The following is a 15,519-nucleotide window of genomic DNA, read 5'->3' as shown; positions in this document are numbered from 1 at the left end:
GCTTAGAGCTGATCCCCAGGAATTCCCATGACCTTGACCGTCGACGCCTTACTCGAACTGGCCATGACCAACCCTATCAACGCTGAGATTACCGCACGCTTGCCTTCGCTCGGGGTAGAGCAGTGCCTGCTCACGGCGGGCTGTCTGTTTCAGGCGGTGTGGAATCATCAGGCGAATCGCCCGGTTGATGAAGGGGTGAAGGACTACGACGTTTTTTACTTCGACAAGGATTTGTCCTACGAGGCTGAGGATGCGGTGATTCGTAGGGCCGAGCAATTGTTCCAGGACCTGGGCGTCAACGTGGAGGTCAAGAACCAGGCTCGGGTTCACCTCTGGTATGGACAGCGGTTTGGCCGGCCATACCCTCAGTTGCATTCGGCCAGGCAAGGGGTGGACCGTTATCTGGTAGCGGGCACGTGCATCGCCTTGGACATTGCCACGGGGGAGGTGTATGCGCCGTACGGGTTGGCAGACGTGGAGCAGGGCGTGCTGCGCATTAATCCTGAGCATGCGGAGCCGGAGCTGTTTTTGCACAAGGCCCGCAGTTATCAGGCACGCTGGCGTTGGCTCAGGATTGTGCAACCGGGAACAGCCGAATAACCCGCCGAGGGCTGTCTAGAGCTGGGCCTGTCACGATGGCCCTGCAAACCGAGATCCCGCCGACACCGCCGATCCCCTGTGGGAGCTGTCGAGCCCCGGCGAGGCTGCGAAAGCGGTGTGTCAGGCAATGAAGATGTTGACCGTGCCGCCGCCATCGCAGCCTCGCCGGGGCTCGACAGCTCCTATATTTGAGTGCGTTGCGGGTGAGACCTGCGCTCGCCTCGATGGCTCTGTAAACCGAGATCCCGCTGACACCGCCGATCCCCTGTGGGAGCTGTCGAGCTTTAGCGAGGCTGCGAAAGCGGTGGGTCAGGCAATGAAGATGTTGACTGTACCGCCGCCATCGCAGCCTCGCCGGGGCTCGACAGCTCCTACATTTGAGTGCGTTGCGGGTGAGACCTGCGCTCGCCTCGATGGCTCTGTAAACCAAGATCCCGCTGACACCGCCGATCCCCTGTGGGAGCTGTCGAGCTTTAGCGAGGCTGCGAAAGCGGTGTGTCAGGCAATGAAGATGTTGACTGTGCCGCCGCCATCGCAGCCTCGCCGGGGCTCGACAGCTCCTACATTTGAGCGGCGTTGCTGTTCGGATCTGCGCTCGTCTTGATGGCCCTGCGAACCGAGATTCGCGCTGACACAGCCAATTCCTGTGGGAGCTGTCGAGCTTTAGCGAGGCTGCGAAAGCGGTGTGTCAGGCAATGAAGATGTTGACTGTGCCGCCGCCATCGCAGCCTCGCCGGGGCTCGACAGCTCCTACATTTGAGCGGCGTTGCTGTTCGGATCTGCGCTCGTCTTGATGGCCCTGCGAACCGAGATTCGCGCTGACACAGCCAATTCCTGTGGGAGCTGTCGAGCTTTAGCGAGGCTGCGAAAGCGGTGGGTCAGGCAATGAAGATGTTGACTGTACCGCCGCCATCGCAGCCTCGCCGGGGCTCGACAGCTCCTACATTTGAGCGGCGTTGCTGTTCGGATCTGCGCTCGTCTTGATGGCCCTGCGAACCGAGATTCGCGCTGACACCGCCGATCCCCTGTGGGAGCTGTCGAGCTTTAGCGAGGCTGCGAAAGCGGTGGGTCAGGCAATGAAGATGTTGACTGTATCGCCGCCATCGCAGCCTCGGCGGGGCTCGACAGCTCCCACATTTGAACGGTGTTGCTGTTTGGATCTGCGCTCGTCTTGATGGCCCTGCGAACCGAGATTCGCGCTGACACAGCCAATTCCTGTGGGAGCTGTCGAGCTTTAGCGAGGCTGCGAAAGCGGTGGGTCAGGCAATGAAGATGTTGACTGTACCGCCGCCATCGCAGCCTCGCCGGGGCTCGACAGCTCCCACAGTTGAACGGTGTTGCTGTTCAGATCTGCGCTCGTCTCGATGGCCCTGAAAAATCACGATCCCGCTGACACAGCCAGTCCCCTATGGGCGCCGCAGTGGTTTTGGCTTCATGACGTGGGGAAGCGACGGCCTGCCTGTCATTTTTGGGGCGTACATTGAATTTATCTGCGCTAGTTTGAGTCATTGAAAGCAGAGCGTTGCTTTCCACCCACTCGACCTCAAGGACCGATCATGACCTTCTTCATTTTCCTGCTCGCCTGCGCCGCCGCCGCCAGTACTGGTGTGATTTTCAAACCCGGCGCCTGGTACGAATCCCTGGTCAAGCCCGGCTTCACTCCGCCCAATTGGTTGTTCCCGGTGGCGTGGACGATCATCTATCTGCTGTTGGCCTGGGCCGGTTACCGCTTGAGCCTGATCCCCGGCAGTGAAACGGTGTTGGCACTGTGGGCGGCGCAGATTGCGTTGAATACGCTGTGGACGCCGGTGTTCTTCGGCGCGCATCGCTTGCTCGCGGGGATGGTGATCATTGTGCTGCTGTGGCTGACCGTGGCGGCGATGGTGGTGCTCGCGGTGCGTTTGGACCTGATCACCGGCTTGATCCTGTTCCCGTACCTGGCCTGGCTGTGTGTGGCGGCGGCGTTGAATTTCTCGATCCTGCGTAACAATCGCTGATGGCTTACCAACACTGGCCCGCCAGCGAGCCCGAGCTGGCGCAGATGCGCCGCTTCAATCAAACGCTGGCGTGGATGCCCCGCTTCAAGGTGCGCAACCGCGTCACGCCGCGGCTGATCCAGGCGCTGCTGCGCACGGGCCAACGGTTCAAGAAGGCGCCGGTGGTGGAGCGCCGGCTGGTCGGCTCCGTGCCGGTGCGCATCCTGCGGCCGGCCGGTACGCCCAAAGGCGTGGTGCTGGACATCCACGGCGGCGGCTGGGTGATCGGCAATGCGCAGATGAATGACGACCTCAACCTGGGCATGGTACGCGCGTGCGACGTGGCGGTGGTGTCGGTGGACTATCGGCTGGCCGTCAACACGCCGGTGGAAGGGCTGCTGGAAGACTGCCTGGCTGCCGCGCGCTGGCTCCTGGAGGACTGCCCCGAGTTTGCCGATTTGCCGGTGGTTTTTGTCGGTGAGTCGGCCGGTGGGCACCTGGCGGCGGCGACGTTGCTGGCGCTCAAGCAGTGGCCGCCGTTGCTCAAGCGCGTCAGTGGCGCGGTGTTGTACTACGGCGTTTATGACCTGACCGGGACGCCGAGCGTGCGCACTGCCGGGCCGCAGACCCTGTTGCTGGATGGTCCGGGCATGGTAACGGCGCTGCGCTTGCTCACACCGGGGATCACCGATGAAGAGCGTCGCCAGCCGCCGTTATCACCCTTGTATGGGGACTTTGCAGGCATGCCACCGGCGCTGATGTTCGTAGGCGAGCTTGACCCGCTCAAGGACGACACGCTGCTGATCGCCGAGCGCTGGGCAAACGTTGAAGCGCATCTGTTGCCCGAATCGGCTCATGGGTTCATTCATTTTCCCGTGGCGATGGCAGACCGCGTATTGGTGTACAGCCGTGGGTGGATAACGGCGCGTCTGCAACACCCTGGTGCGCTCTCGCAACCTTCGACGCCTTCGGGCTCAGGTTGAACGCAGGCGCAGAATCTGCGCACCGTCGAATGGATCTGTCAGGTAATGCCCCTGCACGCCGAATGTCTCTTGTAACCGCTCCGGTGTCAGTACCTGCAGTGGCGTGCCCAGCGCCACCAATCGCCCACGATCCAGCACGGCCAGGCGATCACAGGTCAGCGCCTGGTTGAGATCGTGCAAGGCAATCAGAGTGGTAACCGGTAGCGCTTGCACGCCTTTGAGAATCGTCAGTTGGTGCTGGATATCCAAGTGGTTGGTCGGCTCGTCCAGCAGCAGAATCTGCGGCCGCTGCGCCAATGCGCGGGCGATATGCACGCGCTGGCGTTCGCCGCCGGAGAGGCTGCGCCAGGCGCGGTGGCTCAGGTGGGTGGCGTCCACGTCGTGCAGGGCCTGGCGTACGATGGCGTCATCTTCGCTCGACCATGGGCTCAGCGCCGACAGCCATGGCGTACGGCCCAGGGCAACGGCATCGAACACGCGGATGGCGTCGTCGGTATCGGCCTGTTGCTCCACCACGGCCATTTGCTGCGCGATAGTGCGGCGGGACAAGTCGCCTAAACGCTGATCGCCCAGGCGTACCTCGCCGTTGGCCGGTGTACGCAACCCCGCGAGCAACTTGAGCAAGGTCGACTTGCCCGACCCATTCGGGCCGACGATGCCCAGGGTTTCACCCGACGCGACCTGCAGGTTAATGTCGCGCAACAGCTGCGCCTCACGCACCCTGAAGCCCAGCCCGCTGCAACTCAATACATTCATCGCGCGTTTCTCCGGCCAATCAGGATCAGCGCAAATACTGGCGCACCCACCAGTGCGGTGACCACGCCCACTGGAATCACCTGGCCTTTGATCAGGGTGCGCGACAGCACATCGGCGGCGATCAGAAACAACGCGCCGCCCAGGGCGCTGGCGGGCAACAAACGCGAGTGCGCGGTGCCGAGTATCAAGCGTGCGGCATGGGGGATCACCAGCCCGACAAACCCGATAGAGCCGACAATCGACACCATCACCGCCGTCACCACCGCCGCGCAGCCCACCAGGACAAACTGCACGCGCCGCACCGGGATGCCGAGGGAGGCCGCCGAATCGGTGCCGAAGGTAAACGCATCCAGTGCACGCCGATGCCACAAACACACCACCAGCCCCGCGAGCGCCACCGGCACCGCCAGCCACACCGATGGCCAACGCACGCCGCTGAGGTTGCCCAACAGCCAGAACATGATGCCGCGCGCCTGTTCGGAGCTGGCGGATTTGGTGATCAGGAACGCGGTGAGCGCATTGAACAGCTGCGAGCCGGCGATGCCGGCGAGGATGATCTGCCCGGTGCCGCTGGACGAGCCGCTGGCCCGCGCCAACAGAATCACCAGCGCGAACGCGGCCATGGCACCGACGAATGCGCCGGCCGACAACGAAATCAAACCGCCGCCCACGCCGATCAACGCAATCAGCACCGCACCGGTCGAAGCGCCGGCGCTGATGCCCAGCAGGTAAGGGTCGGCCAACGGGTTGCGCAGCAATGATTGCAGGATCACCCCACAGGTCGCCAGGCCCGCACCACAGGCGCCGGCGACCAGGGCGCGGGTCAGGCGGTAGTTCCACACCACGCCTTCATCGATGGGGTCGAGTGCGTAGCCGGCCGCCCAGAGTTTGTTGGCGAGCACCTGCAGCACCACCTGCGGCGAGATGGCGGTTTCGCCGATGGCCACACCGGCAAGCAGGGCGACCAACAGCAGCGTGAGGGCGAGCAGGGTCCGTATCATTGCGGCAGGTCGTAGCCGTCGATGGCGGCAGACAGTTGTTCAAGGCCATCGAAGGTGCGCAGGCTGGCCTGCAGCGCCAGGGCATCGAGGATGATGATGCGGTTGTGCTTTACCGCGTCCATGTTGCGGGTCACCGGATCGCTGCGCAGGAAGGCCAGTTTCTTTTCATGGTCGTCGGCGGGATAGCGGCGGCGGTCCATGCGCGCGATCACCAGAAAGGTGGGGTTGGCCTTGGCGATGGTTTCCCAGCCGACGGCAGGCCATTCTTCATCGGACTGCACCACGTTGCGCAGACCGAGGGTTTGCAGCATGAGTTCGGGAACGCCTTTGTGGCCCGCCACGTACGGGTCGCTGGCCATTTCTGCGCTGGAAAACCACACCAGTGCGCTGGCCTGCTTCAAACCTTTGCGCTGCGCGGTGGCAATGGATGTGGCCAGGCGCGCCTTGAGTTGGTCGGTAAGCTGCTGGCCGCGAGCTTGCACGTCGAAGATCTCGGCCAGTTGGCTGAGGCTCTTGTAGATAGTCTCGATACGGAACGCTTCCAGTCGCGTGCCGTCGGCGCCCACCCGATTGTCCTTGGCTTCGCAGTCCGAAGGTAGCAGGTAAGTGGGGATGTTCAGCTCGTGAAACTGTTCGCGGGTGCCCACTACGCCTTGGGGGCCGACCACCCATTCCAGCTCGGCGGCCACCAGTTGCGGGCGCTTGGCGATCACCGCTTCGAAGCTCGGTTCGTTATTGGCCAGGCGCTCGACGTTGTCGTTCTGCGCCTTGTACTGCGGCAAAACATCGTTGAACCACAGCGAGGTGCCGACCACTTTATCGCCTACGCCCAACGCATACAGCATCTCGGTGGCGGCCTGGCCAATGGTCACGCTGCGCGCTGGCGCTTGCTGAAACGTGATGGGGTTGCCGCAGTTTTCCAGCGTCAGCGGGAAGTGGGTAGGCGCCGCTTGGGCCAGGGCACAGCAACCCAGGCCGATGATCAGGGCCGTAATGCGTGGCAGCATGGGGCAATCTCCGTTTGAACCGTAGGTGAAGCAGGGGAGGTACGGTACGGAAAAACACCCACGAGCGCTGCCGGCCGGGCAGGGCAAGGATGGCCTTCCCGGACACCCCGCCGGTTAGTCAGTCACTGGGCCGGCAGGTCTCCTGACTGATGCGTCGTCGCCATGCTCCGGCCTTCCCGGACAATGTCCAGTGGCAGTGGGGAGCAGGCTCGGCACCTACAGTTGCGGGGGCAGTTTCGATTGACGTCGCGGGCGGCGTTTCGAATTCCCTATTAGTCCCGTGGGGGAACCGGCGGCGCTATGGTAGTTGATTCGGCCCTTGAGAGGGAGGTCGAAGTGACACCGGTCACAGGCGGATATCCCCAGGCTCGCGGATCAGCGCTTCGATGCGCGTTCCCGTGGCGCGCTCTTCGTTGCTGAAGCCGTCGTAGTCGGCGAGGTTGCCGAAGTGGATGCCGGTCAACTGTTCGATCTGGATCACGCTGCGCTGGTAGGTCCTGAGCGGGCCGAACACCAGGTCCAGTTGGCCCAGTTCGCGGCTCTGGTCGATCATGTAGGCGCTGGCCGAGGGTTTGCCGTCGTCGCTGAGGTAGGCCACGACTTTCCAGAACGCCTTGGGGATTTTCACGCCACGGTACAGGCGGTCGTCGTCGGCGAACACCGGGCCGGTAAATACGCTGGCGCGGGCTTTCCAGCGCTGGTTGTTGTCGAGAATGTAGTCTTCCAGTTCCAGCCAGGTCTTCTGGTTGAAGCCGCTCATCTGCGGCGAGCAGTTGGTGAAGTGGAACGTGTCGCCATTGGCGGTGTTCGCGTCGTCGCCCCAGTTGGGGTCCTGGCGCCGCACCAGGTGGCCACGGTCGAGGCCATTGCCGGCGTAAAGGTCTTCGCCCACCTGGGCGTCGATGGGCAGGCGACCATCGTAGGCCCAAGTGTCGTTGCTGCGCACGATATCCACGTGTTTTGCGCCGTCGATGTTGACGCCGACACACAGGGCCAGCCGTCGGGAGCGCGACATGCTGATGGAAAAGTGCGTGTAGTCCAGGCGCCCGGGCTGGGCGTCGCTTGCCTGGGCCGGGTCCAGCGTGGGCCAGGGCACCCCGAAGCTGCCGAGAAAATCCTCGGCGTAGCCGCGGCGGTCTTGCAGGTCCTTGGCTGCGGTGACGCGTGGCGCCGTGGCCCTGGCTTCCAGCAGGGAGCGCGTGGGCGTGATCAAGGGCCGAAGGTCAGCCAGCCTTGGGCGGTAGGCCAGGTCGATTTTGACGTTGCGTGTGGGCATTGGGTATTCCTCATGGGTATCGGATAAACACGACTGCAACATGATTTCATGACAATTTGGCCCAGGCGGCAGACTCGGGTCTATCCTGAACTCGTTAACCGGCCGTTCACCACACGCCAAAAAGGAGCCAGCTTATGTGTGTTCGCCAACCGCGTAATCCGATTTTCTGCCTGATCCCGCCGTACATGCTCGACCAGATCGCGCGCCACGGCGATAAAGCGCAACGGGAGGTCGCGCTGCGCACGCGCGCCAAGGACAGCACGTTCCGCTCGTTGCGCATGGTCGCCGTACCCGCCAAAGGCCCGGCGCGCATGGCGCTAGCGGCCGGCGCCGAGAAACAGCGCTCGATCTACAGCGCCGAAAACACCGACAGCCTGCCGGGCAAGCTGATCCGCGGCGAAGGGCAACCGGCCAGCGGTGATGCTGCGGTGGACGAGGCCTATGACGGCCTGGGCGCGACCTTCGACTTTTTCGACCAGGTCTTCGACCGCAATTCCATCGACGATGCCGGCATGGCCCTGGATGCCACCGTGCACTTCGGCCAGGACTACAACAATGCGTTCTGGAATTCGACCCAGATGGTCTTTGGCGATGGCGACCAGCAGCTGTTCAACCGTTTCACCGTAGCGCTCGACGTGATAGGCCATGAACTGGCCCACGGGGTCACCGAGGATGAAGCCAAGCTGATGTACTTCAACCAGTCCGGTGCGTTGAACGAATCGCTGTCGGACGTGTTCGGCTCATTGATCAAGCAATATGCATTGCAGCAGAAAGCTGAAGACGCCGACTGGCTGATCGGCAAGGGGCTGTTTACGAAAAAGATCAAAGGCACCGCGCTGCGCTCGATGAAGGCGCCCGGCACCGCGTTTGACGACAAGTTGCTGGGCAAGGACCCTCAGCCGGGGCACATGGATGACTTTGTGCAGACCTATGACGACAATGGCGGCGTGCATATCAACTCCGGCATTCCCAACCATGCGTTCTATCAAGTCGCCACCCGGATCGGCGGCTTTGCCTGGGAGCGCGCGGGGCGCATCTGGTATGACGCGTTGCGCGATGCCAGGTTGCGGCCGAACTCGGGGTTTCTGCGTTTTGCACGTATCACGTACGATGTTGCCGGGCGTCTGTATGGCGCGAACAAGGATGAGCAGAAGGCCGTGAAGGAAGGTTGGAAAGCGGTGGGTATCAACGTCTGACAATCCGCCAGGGCGGTGAGGAACAGCGATGCGAATCTCGATCAAGGAAAACGGCGGCCCGGCGTTCTTTCCGGGCCTGGCCCAGCCTCGCAGCGTGGAGCTTGATGCACTGCCCGAGCAGGATCAGCAAGAGCTTCGGCAGTTGGTCGAGGAATCGAAGTTTTTCCAGTTGCCGCAAAGTACCCAGCCCTCCGGCAATCCGGGCCAGGTGCATTACACGCTCACCGTGACCGAAGGCGAGCGTGAACACACGGTGTGCGTCCTGGCGCCGGTGAAGCCGCAGGCGTTGGATGGGCTGGTGCAGTGCGTGCGCCGGCATATCCGCTGTTGATACGGCCCTTCAGGGCTGTCTGGATCCAAATGTGGGAGGGGGCAAGCCCTCTCCCACATTTGATGTGTGTTGACGCCAGGGCTGTTTATTTACGGTCGAACCACACCGTCTGCGCATTGCAGAATTCGCGCACGCCGAAGTGCGACAGTTCGCGTCCGAACCCGCTTTTCTTAATGCCACCAAACGCCACCCGAGGGTCGGAGACGCTGAACGCGTTGACGAATATCCCACCGGTTTCCAGTTGGTTGGCGATGTCCCGCGCTTTCGCCGGGTCGGCGGTGAAGATACTGGCGGTCAGGCCGAATTCGCTGTCGTTGGCCAATGCCACCGCATGGTCGGCGTCGCGGGCGGTGATGATGGACGCGACGGGGCCGAACAGTTCCTGTCTGAACGAAGTCATCTGGTCGGTGACGTCTGCCAGTACGGTGGGCTCGTAATAGTTGCCTGCGCCAGCCACTTTGTTGCCGCCCAATAACAGGGTCGCGCCTTCTTCGAGAGTGGCCTGGACCTGGCCGTGCAGCTCATCGCGCAGGTCGAAGCGCGCCATGGGGCCGATGTAGGTGGCAGCCGAGGTCGGGTCGCCCATCACCAGGTTGCGGCTGGCTTCGAGGAACTTGGCGGTAAAGGCTTCGACCACACCGGCTTCGATGATCAAGCGTTTGGCAGCAGCGCAGACTTGGCCGCTGTTCTGGAAGCGGCCGATCAGTGCGGCTTGTACGGCAGCATCGAGGTCGGCGTCGTTGAGCACGATGAACGGATCGGAGCCGCCCAGTTCCAGCACGCATTTCTTCAAGGCTGCACCGGCCTGGGAGCCGATGGCAATGCCGGCGCGCACGCTGCCGGTGAGGGTGACGGCGGCGATGCGTGGGTCGGCGATGGCGCTGGACACGCCCTCGGTGGTGACGTTGATCACCTCGAACAGGCCTTCAGCGAAGCCGGCCTTTTGGAACGCCTGTTGAATCAGATAGGCGCTGCCCATCACGTTCGGCGCATGTTTAAGCACGTAGGTGTTGCCGGCGAGCAGGGTCGGTATGGCGCCGCGCAGCACTTGCCAGACCGGGAAGTTCCACGGCATCACGGCAAGGATCGGGCCCAGCGGGCGGTATTCGATCTGGGCGCTGCCGTTGTCCACCAGCGTCGGCTCCGGCGCGAGCATGGCCGGGCCGTGCTCTGCGTACCACTCGCTGAGCTGGGCGCATTTTTCGATTTCGGCGCGGGCCTGGGCAATCGGTTTGCCCATTTCCAGGGTGATCATCTGTGCCATGGCTTCGGCCTGGTCACGCAGCGCGCTGGCCAGGGCCAACAGCAATTCGGCGCGCTGACCGACGGGTTGGCGGCGCCAGGTGCGGAAGGCAGCGGTGGAGCGGTCGAGCGCGGCATCCAGCTGCGATGGGCTTTCGTACACGTAGCTGGCAACGGTTTCGCCGTTGGCCGGGTTGATCGACAACGCGTGGGTCTGGTGAGAAATAGCGTTCATGGCACCGTCCTGCTGGGATGATTGGAATGGAGCCCAGCGTACGGCGCTGTACCTTTTCTGGAAACTGAATAATATTAAGCAATACATTCACGATTGGAGAATGATTTGGACCTGGTGCAATTGGAAATCTTCAAGGCCGTTGCCGAGCAAGGCAGCATCAGCGCCGCCGCGCAGTTGATTCATCGGGTGCCGTCGAACCTGACCACGCGCATCAAGCAGTTGGAGCAGGATTTGGGCGTGGAGTTGTTCATTCGCGAGAAGAGCCGCCTGCGCCTGTCACCGGCCGGGTGGAATTTCCTCGGCTATGCGCGACGTATTCTCGATCTGGTACAAGAAGCCCGCGCAACGGTGGCGGGGGAGGAGCCCCAGGGCGCGTTTGCCCTTGGTTCGCTGGAAAGTACCGCGGCGGTGCGCATTCCCGCGTTGTTGGCGGCGTATAACCAGAAGCACACCAAGGTCGAGCTGGACCTGAGCACCGGCCCGTCGGGCACGATGATCGAAGGCGTGTTGTCTGGGCGGCTGACGGCGGCCTTTGTCGACGGGCCGGTGCTGCACTCCACTCTGGAAGGCGTGGCGGTATTCGAGGAAGAAATGGTGGTGATCGCACCGCTGCACCATGCGCCGATCACGCGGGGGCGGGAGGTGAATGGCGAGAATATCTATACCTTTCGCTCGAACTGCTCCTACCGGCATCACTTTGAGCGTTGGTTTTCACAGGATGGTGCGATGCCGGGCAAGATCTTCGAGATCGAGTCGTATCACGGCATGCTCGCGTGCGTCAGCGCCGGGGCAGGGCTGGCGTTGATGCCGCGCAGCATGCTGGAAAACATGCCGGGGTTTGCGGCGGTGAGCGTGTGGCCGCTGGCAGACAGCTATCGCGTGCTGAACACTTGGCTGATCTGGCGCAGGGGCACGGTGTCGCAAAGTTTGAACAGCTTCGTAAAACTGCTGGAGGAGCGCGGCTTGGTAGCAGCCTGAATCAATGTGGGAGGGGGCTTGCCCCCTCCCACATTTTGATCTTCATCAGCCGCCAAATTGCAGAGTGCCCATGGCCAGCTTGGCCATGATTGCTGTTGCGCCCAGTTGCACCAGCCACAACGCAAGACCACCGAGGAACACGCCCAGTGCCACTTGCAGCACCAGGCTTTTCTGGCGCTTGGCTTGGGGCGCACGTGGTGCATAGTCGTGCAGTTCGTCGCGATCGGCGCGCAGGTCCAGGTCGTCGTTTCTCATAGGGTTCTCACAGCAAAAGGGCAGTCGGTGTCCAGTCTAGTGGTTCGCCAACAAAAAGGGGGAAGCCATTGGCTTCCCCCTCGTATGACGCCTGCAGGTTTACAGCACCTGAACGATGGCTTTGGTCACTGCACCAATGTTCGACTGGTTCAGCGCCGCCACGCAGATACGCCCGGTATCCAGCGCGTAGATGCCGAACTCGCTGCGCAACCGAGTGACTTGCTCAACGCTCAGGCCGGAGTAGGAAAACATCCCGCGCTGGCGACCGACGAAGCTGAAGTCGTGGCCCGGAGCCGCCTTGGCCAGTTCGGCCACCATCTGCTCGCGCATGCCGCGGATGCGCAGGCGCATTTCGGCCAGTTCCGCTTCCCACTGGGCGCGCAGTTCAGGGTTGTTCAGCACCGCGGCAACGATCGCCGCGCCGTGGGTCGGCGGGTTGGAGTAGTTGGTGCGGATCACACGCTTGACCTGGGACAGGATGCGCGCGCTTTCTTCCTTGGAGTCGCTGACGATGGACAATGCGCCCACGCGTTCGCCATACAGCGAGAACGACTTGGAGAACGAGCTGGACACAAAGAAGGTCAGGCCCGATTCCGCGAACAGGCGCACGGCGGCCGCGTCTTCGTGGATGCCGTCGCCAAAGCCCTGGTAGGCCATGTCGAGGAACGGCACCAGGTTCCTGGCCTTGACCACGTCCAGCACGTTCTGCCAGTCGGCCGGGCTCAGGTCGACGCCGGTCGGGTTATGGCAGCAGGCGTGCAGTACCACGATGGACTGTGGCGGCAGGGCGTTGAGGTCTTCGAGCAGGCCGGCACGGTTGACGTCGTGGGTGGCGGCGTCGTAGTAGCGGTAGTTCTGCACCGGGAAACCGGCGGTTTCGAACAGCGCGCGATGGTTTTCCCAGCTCGGGTCGCTGATGGCGACGACGGCGTTTGGCAGCAGCTGCTTGAGGAAGTCAGCGCCGATTTTCAATGCGCCGGTACCGCCGACGGCTTGCACGGTGACCACGCGACTGGCTTCGAGCAGCGGCGAATCAGCACCGAACAGCAGGGTTTGCACGGCCTTGTCGTAGGCGGCGATCCCGTCAATCGGCAAGTAGCCACGGGCCGCGTGTTGCGCCACGCGAATGGCTTCCGCTTCGGCAACGGCACGCAAGAGTGGAATCTTCCCCCCCTCGTCGCAGTAAACGCCCACGCCAAGGTTGACCTTGGTGGTTCGTGTATCAGCGTTGAATGCTTCGTTGAGGCCCAGGATTGGATCGCGTGGTGCCATTTCGACAGCGGAGAACAGGCTCATTTTTGCGGCAGCTCTATGGGGGAAGGGAGGGACGTGTCGCGCTCCAGCCGGTTGCACTAGAGCGGTGCACAAACGGGGAGCTAGTATAGAGGCCATGACGGCTGAGGGCGACAGCCGAAATGGCTTTTCGGCCAAGTTTTTCGGTTTATTTGCCGACCGTTAGTCTTATTGCAATATTGACCCGGACGGCAGGTAGGACGATTGCCTTGAAACCGGTCACATTCGTCACCACTACTACGGCTATCATGGTTTTTTCCTGCAGCCTGCGATGACTTTTCGCGGGTTGCTGAGCTATTTCGTCCCTGGCGGTGTTGAGTCTGGGGTGACCACACGAGGTACGTTATGTCGGATTTCCAGCTCGTCACCCGTTTCGAACCCGCCGGCGATCAACCGGAAGCCATTCGCCAGATGGTCGAAGGCATCGAGGCTGGCCTCGCGCATCAAACGTTGCTTGGGGTGACCGGTTCAGGCAAGACGTTCAGCATCGCCAACGTGATCGCGCAGGTGCAGCGCCCAACCCTGGTGCTGGCGCCGAACAAAACCCTGGCCGCGCAGTTGTATGGCGAGTTCAAGGCGTTCTTCCCGAACAACGCGGTGGAATATTTCGTTTCCTACTACGACTACTATCAGCCGGAAGCCTACGTGCCGTCCTCCGATACGTTTATCGAGAAGGATGCGTCGATCAACGACCACATCGAGCAAATGCGGCTGTCGGCGACCAAGGCCCTGCTGGAACGCAAGGATGCGATCATCGTCACCACGGTGTCGTGCATTTACGGCCTGGGCAGCCCCGAAACCTATTTGAAAATGGTGCTGCACGTCGACCGTGGCGACAAACTCGACCAGCGCGAACTGCTGCGCCGCCTGACGAGCCTGCAGTACACCCGCAACGATATGGACTTTGCCCGCGCCACGTTCCGCGTGCGCGGCGATGTGATCGACATCTACCCGGCCGAATCCGACCTTGAGGCGATCCGCATCGAGTTGTTCGACGACGAAGTCGAAAGCCTGTCGGCCTTCGACCCGTTGACCGGCGAGGTGATCCGCAAACTGCCGCGCTTCACCTTCTACCCGAAAAGCCACTATGTGACCCCACGTGAAACCCTGATGGGGGCCATCGAGGGCATCAAGGTCGAGTTGGCCGAGCGCCTGGAGTATCTGCGCGCCAATAACAAGCTGGTGGAGGCCCAGCGCCTGGAGCAGCGCACCCGCTTCGACCTGGAGATGATCCTGGAGCTGGGTTACTGCAACGGCATCGAAAACTACTCGCGCTACCTCTCGGGGCGCGAGTCCGGCGCGCCGCCGCCGACACTCTATGACTACCTGCCGCCGGACGCCTTGCTGGTGATCGACGAGTCCCACGTCAGCGTGCCGCAAGTGGGTGCGATGTATAAGGGCGACCGTTCCCGCAAGGAAACCCTGGTGGAATACGGCTTCCGCCTGCCCTCGGCGCTGGATAACCGGCCGATGCGTTTCGACGAATGGGAGGCGATCAGCCCGCAGACCATCTTTGTCTCCGCGACGCCTGGCAACTACGAGGCCGAACATGCCGGCCGGGTGATCGAGCAACTGGTGCGGCCGACCGGCCTGGTGGACCCGCAAATCGAAATCCGCCCGGCGCTGACCCAGGTCGACGACCTGCTGTCGGAAATCAACAAGCGCGTGGCCCTGGAGGAGCGTGTGCTGGTCACCACCCTGACCAAGCGCATGTCCGAAGATTTGACCGACTACCTGGCCGACCACGGCGTGCGCGTGCGTTACCTGCACTCTGATATCGACACCGTGGAGCGCGTGGAAATCATCCGTGATCTGCGCCTGGGTACCTTTGATGTACTGGTGGGCATCAACCTGCTGCGCGAAGGCCTGGACATGCCGGAGGTGTCGCTGGTGGCGATCCTGGACGCGGACAAGGAGGGCTTCCTGCGCTCCGAGCGCTCGCTGATCCAGACCATCGGCCGGGCGGCACGTAACCTCAACGGCCGGGCGATCCTGTATGCGGACCGCATCACGGGGTCCATGGAGCGGGCGATTGGCGAGACCGAGCGCCGTCGCGAGAAGCAGATTGCGTTCAACCTGGAACATGGCATCACCCCCAAAGGTGTGTTCAAGGATGTCGCCGACATCATGGAAGGCGCCACCGTGCCCGGCTCGCGCAGCAAGAAGCGCAAGGGCATGGCCAAGGCGGCGGAGGAAAGCGCCAAGTACGAGAACGAACTGCGCTCGCCGAGTGAGATCACCAAGCGGATTCGGCAGTTGGAGGAGAAAATGTACCAACTGGCGCGGGATCTCGAGTTCGAGGCCGCGGCGCAGACGCGTGATGAGATTGGCAAGCTGCGTGAGCGGTTGCTGGCTGTCTGATTGGCGGTGACTGGGCTGGCCTCATCGGG

Annotated in this window: 14 protein-coding genes and 1 riboswitch; of the genes, 7 read left to right on the top strand and 7 right to left on the bottom strand. The window is 62.4% G+C overall.

The features are described 5' to 3' along the window. Positions 1–27 precede the first annotated feature (27 nt). The 3 genes from C4J94_RS18050 to C4J94_RS18040 all read left to right on the top strand — a co-directional run bounded on the left by C4J94_RS18050 (position 28) and on the right by C4J94_RS18040 (position 3,559). Entirely contained in the window at positions 28–600 is a 573-nt protein-coding gene (locus C4J94_RS18050; RefSeq protein ID WP_124387409.1) for a nucleotidyltransferase family protein, read from the top strand. Between the two features lie 1,556 nt (positions 601–2,156). Then, positions 2,157–2,597, top strand: coding sequence for a TspO/MBR family protein (locus tag C4J94_RS18045; protein WP_124387408.1), 441 nt, complete (start codon positions 2,157–2,159; stop codon positions 2,595–2,597). Further along, positions 2,597–3,559 (top strand): alpha/beta hydrolase, encoded by a 963-nt coding sequence (locus C4J94_RS18040; protein WP_124387407.1) that lies wholly within the window; start codon positions 2,597–2,599, stop codon positions 3,557–3,559. The genes C4J94_RS18045 and C4J94_RS18040 overlap by 1 nt, the downstream gene beginning before the upstream one ends. Here the strand turns inward: C4J94_RS18040 and C4J94_RS18035 are convergent. The 4 genes from C4J94_RS18035 to C4J94_RS18020 all read right to left on the bottom strand — a co-directional run bounded on the left by C4J94_RS18035 (position 3,551) and on the right by C4J94_RS18020 (position 7,599). Next, positions 3,551–4,315 carry an ABC transporter ATP-binding protein gene (locus C4J94_RS18035; RefSeq protein WP_124387406.1) on the bottom strand — a complete coding sequence of 255 codons (765 nt, stop codon included), beginning with the start codon at positions 4,313–4,315 and terminating at the stop codon, positions 3,551–3,553. The two genes, C4J94_RS18040 and C4J94_RS18035, sit on opposite strands and share 9 nt — an antisense overlap. Next, positions 4,312–5,316 carry an iron ABC transporter permease gene (locus tag C4J94_RS18030; protein WP_124387405.1) on the bottom strand — a complete coding sequence of 335 codons (1,005 nt, stop codon included), beginning with the start codon at positions 5,314–5,316 and terminating at the stop codon, positions 4,312–4,314. The genes C4J94_RS18035 and C4J94_RS18030 overlap by 4 nt, the downstream gene beginning before the upstream one ends. Beyond that, the gene (locus C4J94_RS18025; RefSeq protein ID WP_124387404.1) at positions 5,313–6,323 is read right to left on the bottom strand and encodes an ABC transporter substrate-binding protein; all 1,011 of its coding nucleotides are present in this window, start codon (positions 6,321–6,323) and stop codon (positions 5,313–5,315) included. The genes C4J94_RS18030 and C4J94_RS18025 overlap by 4 nt, the downstream gene beginning before the upstream one ends. Positions 6,324–6,437: 114 nt before the next feature. Further along, positions 6,438–6,632, bottom strand: a riboswitch (cobalamin riboswitch). 37 nt (positions 6,633–6,669) lie between these two features. After that, the gene (locus C4J94_RS18020) at positions 6,670–7,599 is read right to left on the bottom strand and encodes a DNA/RNA non-specific endonuclease (RefSeq protein WP_124387403.1); all 930 of its coding nucleotides are present in this window, start codon (positions 7,597–7,599) and stop codon (positions 6,670–6,672) included. A 134-nt stretch (positions 7,600–7,733) separates the two neighbouring features. Between C4J94_RS18020 and C4J94_RS18015 the strand changes: the two genes are divergently transcribed. Both C4J94_RS18015 and C4J94_RS18010 read left to right on the top strand, forming a co-directional pair. Further along, positions 7,734–8,795: a M4 family metallopeptidase gene (locus C4J94_RS18015; protein ID WP_124387402.1), complete on the top strand. Its 1,062-nt coding sequence runs from the start codon at positions 7,734–7,736 to the stop codon at positions 8,793–8,795. Between the two features lie 28 nt (positions 8,796–8,823). Then, positions 8,824–9,126: a protealysin inhibitor emfourin gene (locus C4J94_RS18010; RefSeq protein WP_124387401.1), complete on the top strand. Its 303-nt coding sequence runs from the start codon at positions 8,824–8,826 to the stop codon at positions 9,124–9,126. Between the two features lie 85 nt (positions 9,127–9,211). Here C4J94_RS18010 and C4J94_RS18005 read toward each other — a convergent pair whose 3' ends face one another. Beyond that, on the bottom strand, positions 9,212–10,603 hold the full coding sequence (locus C4J94_RS18005; protein WP_124387400.1) for an aldehyde dehydrogenase family protein: 1,392 nt from the start codon (positions 10,601–10,603) through the stop codon (positions 9,212–9,214). A 105-nt stretch (positions 10,604–10,708) separates the two neighbouring features. On the opposite strand from C4J94_RS18005, the gene C4J94_RS18000 reads away from it, so the two are divergent. After that, positions 10,709–11,581 carry a LysR family transcriptional regulator gene (locus C4J94_RS18000; RefSeq protein WP_124387399.1) on the top strand — a complete coding sequence of 291 codons (873 nt, stop codon included), beginning with the start codon at positions 10,709–10,711 and terminating at the stop codon, positions 11,579–11,581. A gap of 45 nt (positions 11,582–11,626) precedes the next feature. On the opposite strand, the gene C4J94_RS17995 is transcribed toward C4J94_RS18000, so the two are convergent. Both C4J94_RS17995 and C4J94_RS17990 read right to left on the bottom strand, forming a co-directional pair. Beyond that, positions 11,627–11,836, bottom strand: coding sequence for a hypothetical protein (locus tag C4J94_RS17995; protein ID WP_005789784.1), 210 nt, complete (start codon positions 11,834–11,836; stop codon positions 11,627–11,629). A 99-nt stretch (positions 11,837–11,935) separates the two neighbouring features. Next, on the bottom strand, positions 11,936–13,132 hold the full coding sequence (locus C4J94_RS17990) for an amino acid aminotransferase (RefSeq protein WP_124387398.1): 1,197 nt from the start codon (positions 13,130–13,132) through the stop codon (positions 11,936–11,938). A gap of 342 nt (positions 13,133–13,474) precedes the next feature. Here C4J94_RS17990 and uvrB point away from each other — a divergent pair, with 342 nt between their 5' ends. Then, positions 13,475–15,490 carry an excinuclease ABC subunit UvrB gene (gene uvrB / locus C4J94_RS17985; protein WP_124387397.1) on the top strand — a complete coding sequence of 672 codons (2,016 nt, stop codon included), beginning with the start codon at positions 13,475–13,477 and terminating at the stop codon, positions 15,488–15,490. Positions 15,491–15,519: the final 29 nt, after the last annotated feature.

Origin of the sequence: Pseudomonas sp. R5-89-07 (assembly GCF_003851685.1) — a bacterium.
Classification (GTDB): Bacteria; Pseudomonadota; Gammaproteobacteria; order Pseudomonadales; family Pseudomonadaceae; genus Aquipseudomonas.
The sequence above is the reverse complement of the archived record's forward strand: the minus strand, read 5'-3'. Positions and strand labels throughout refer to the sequence as shown.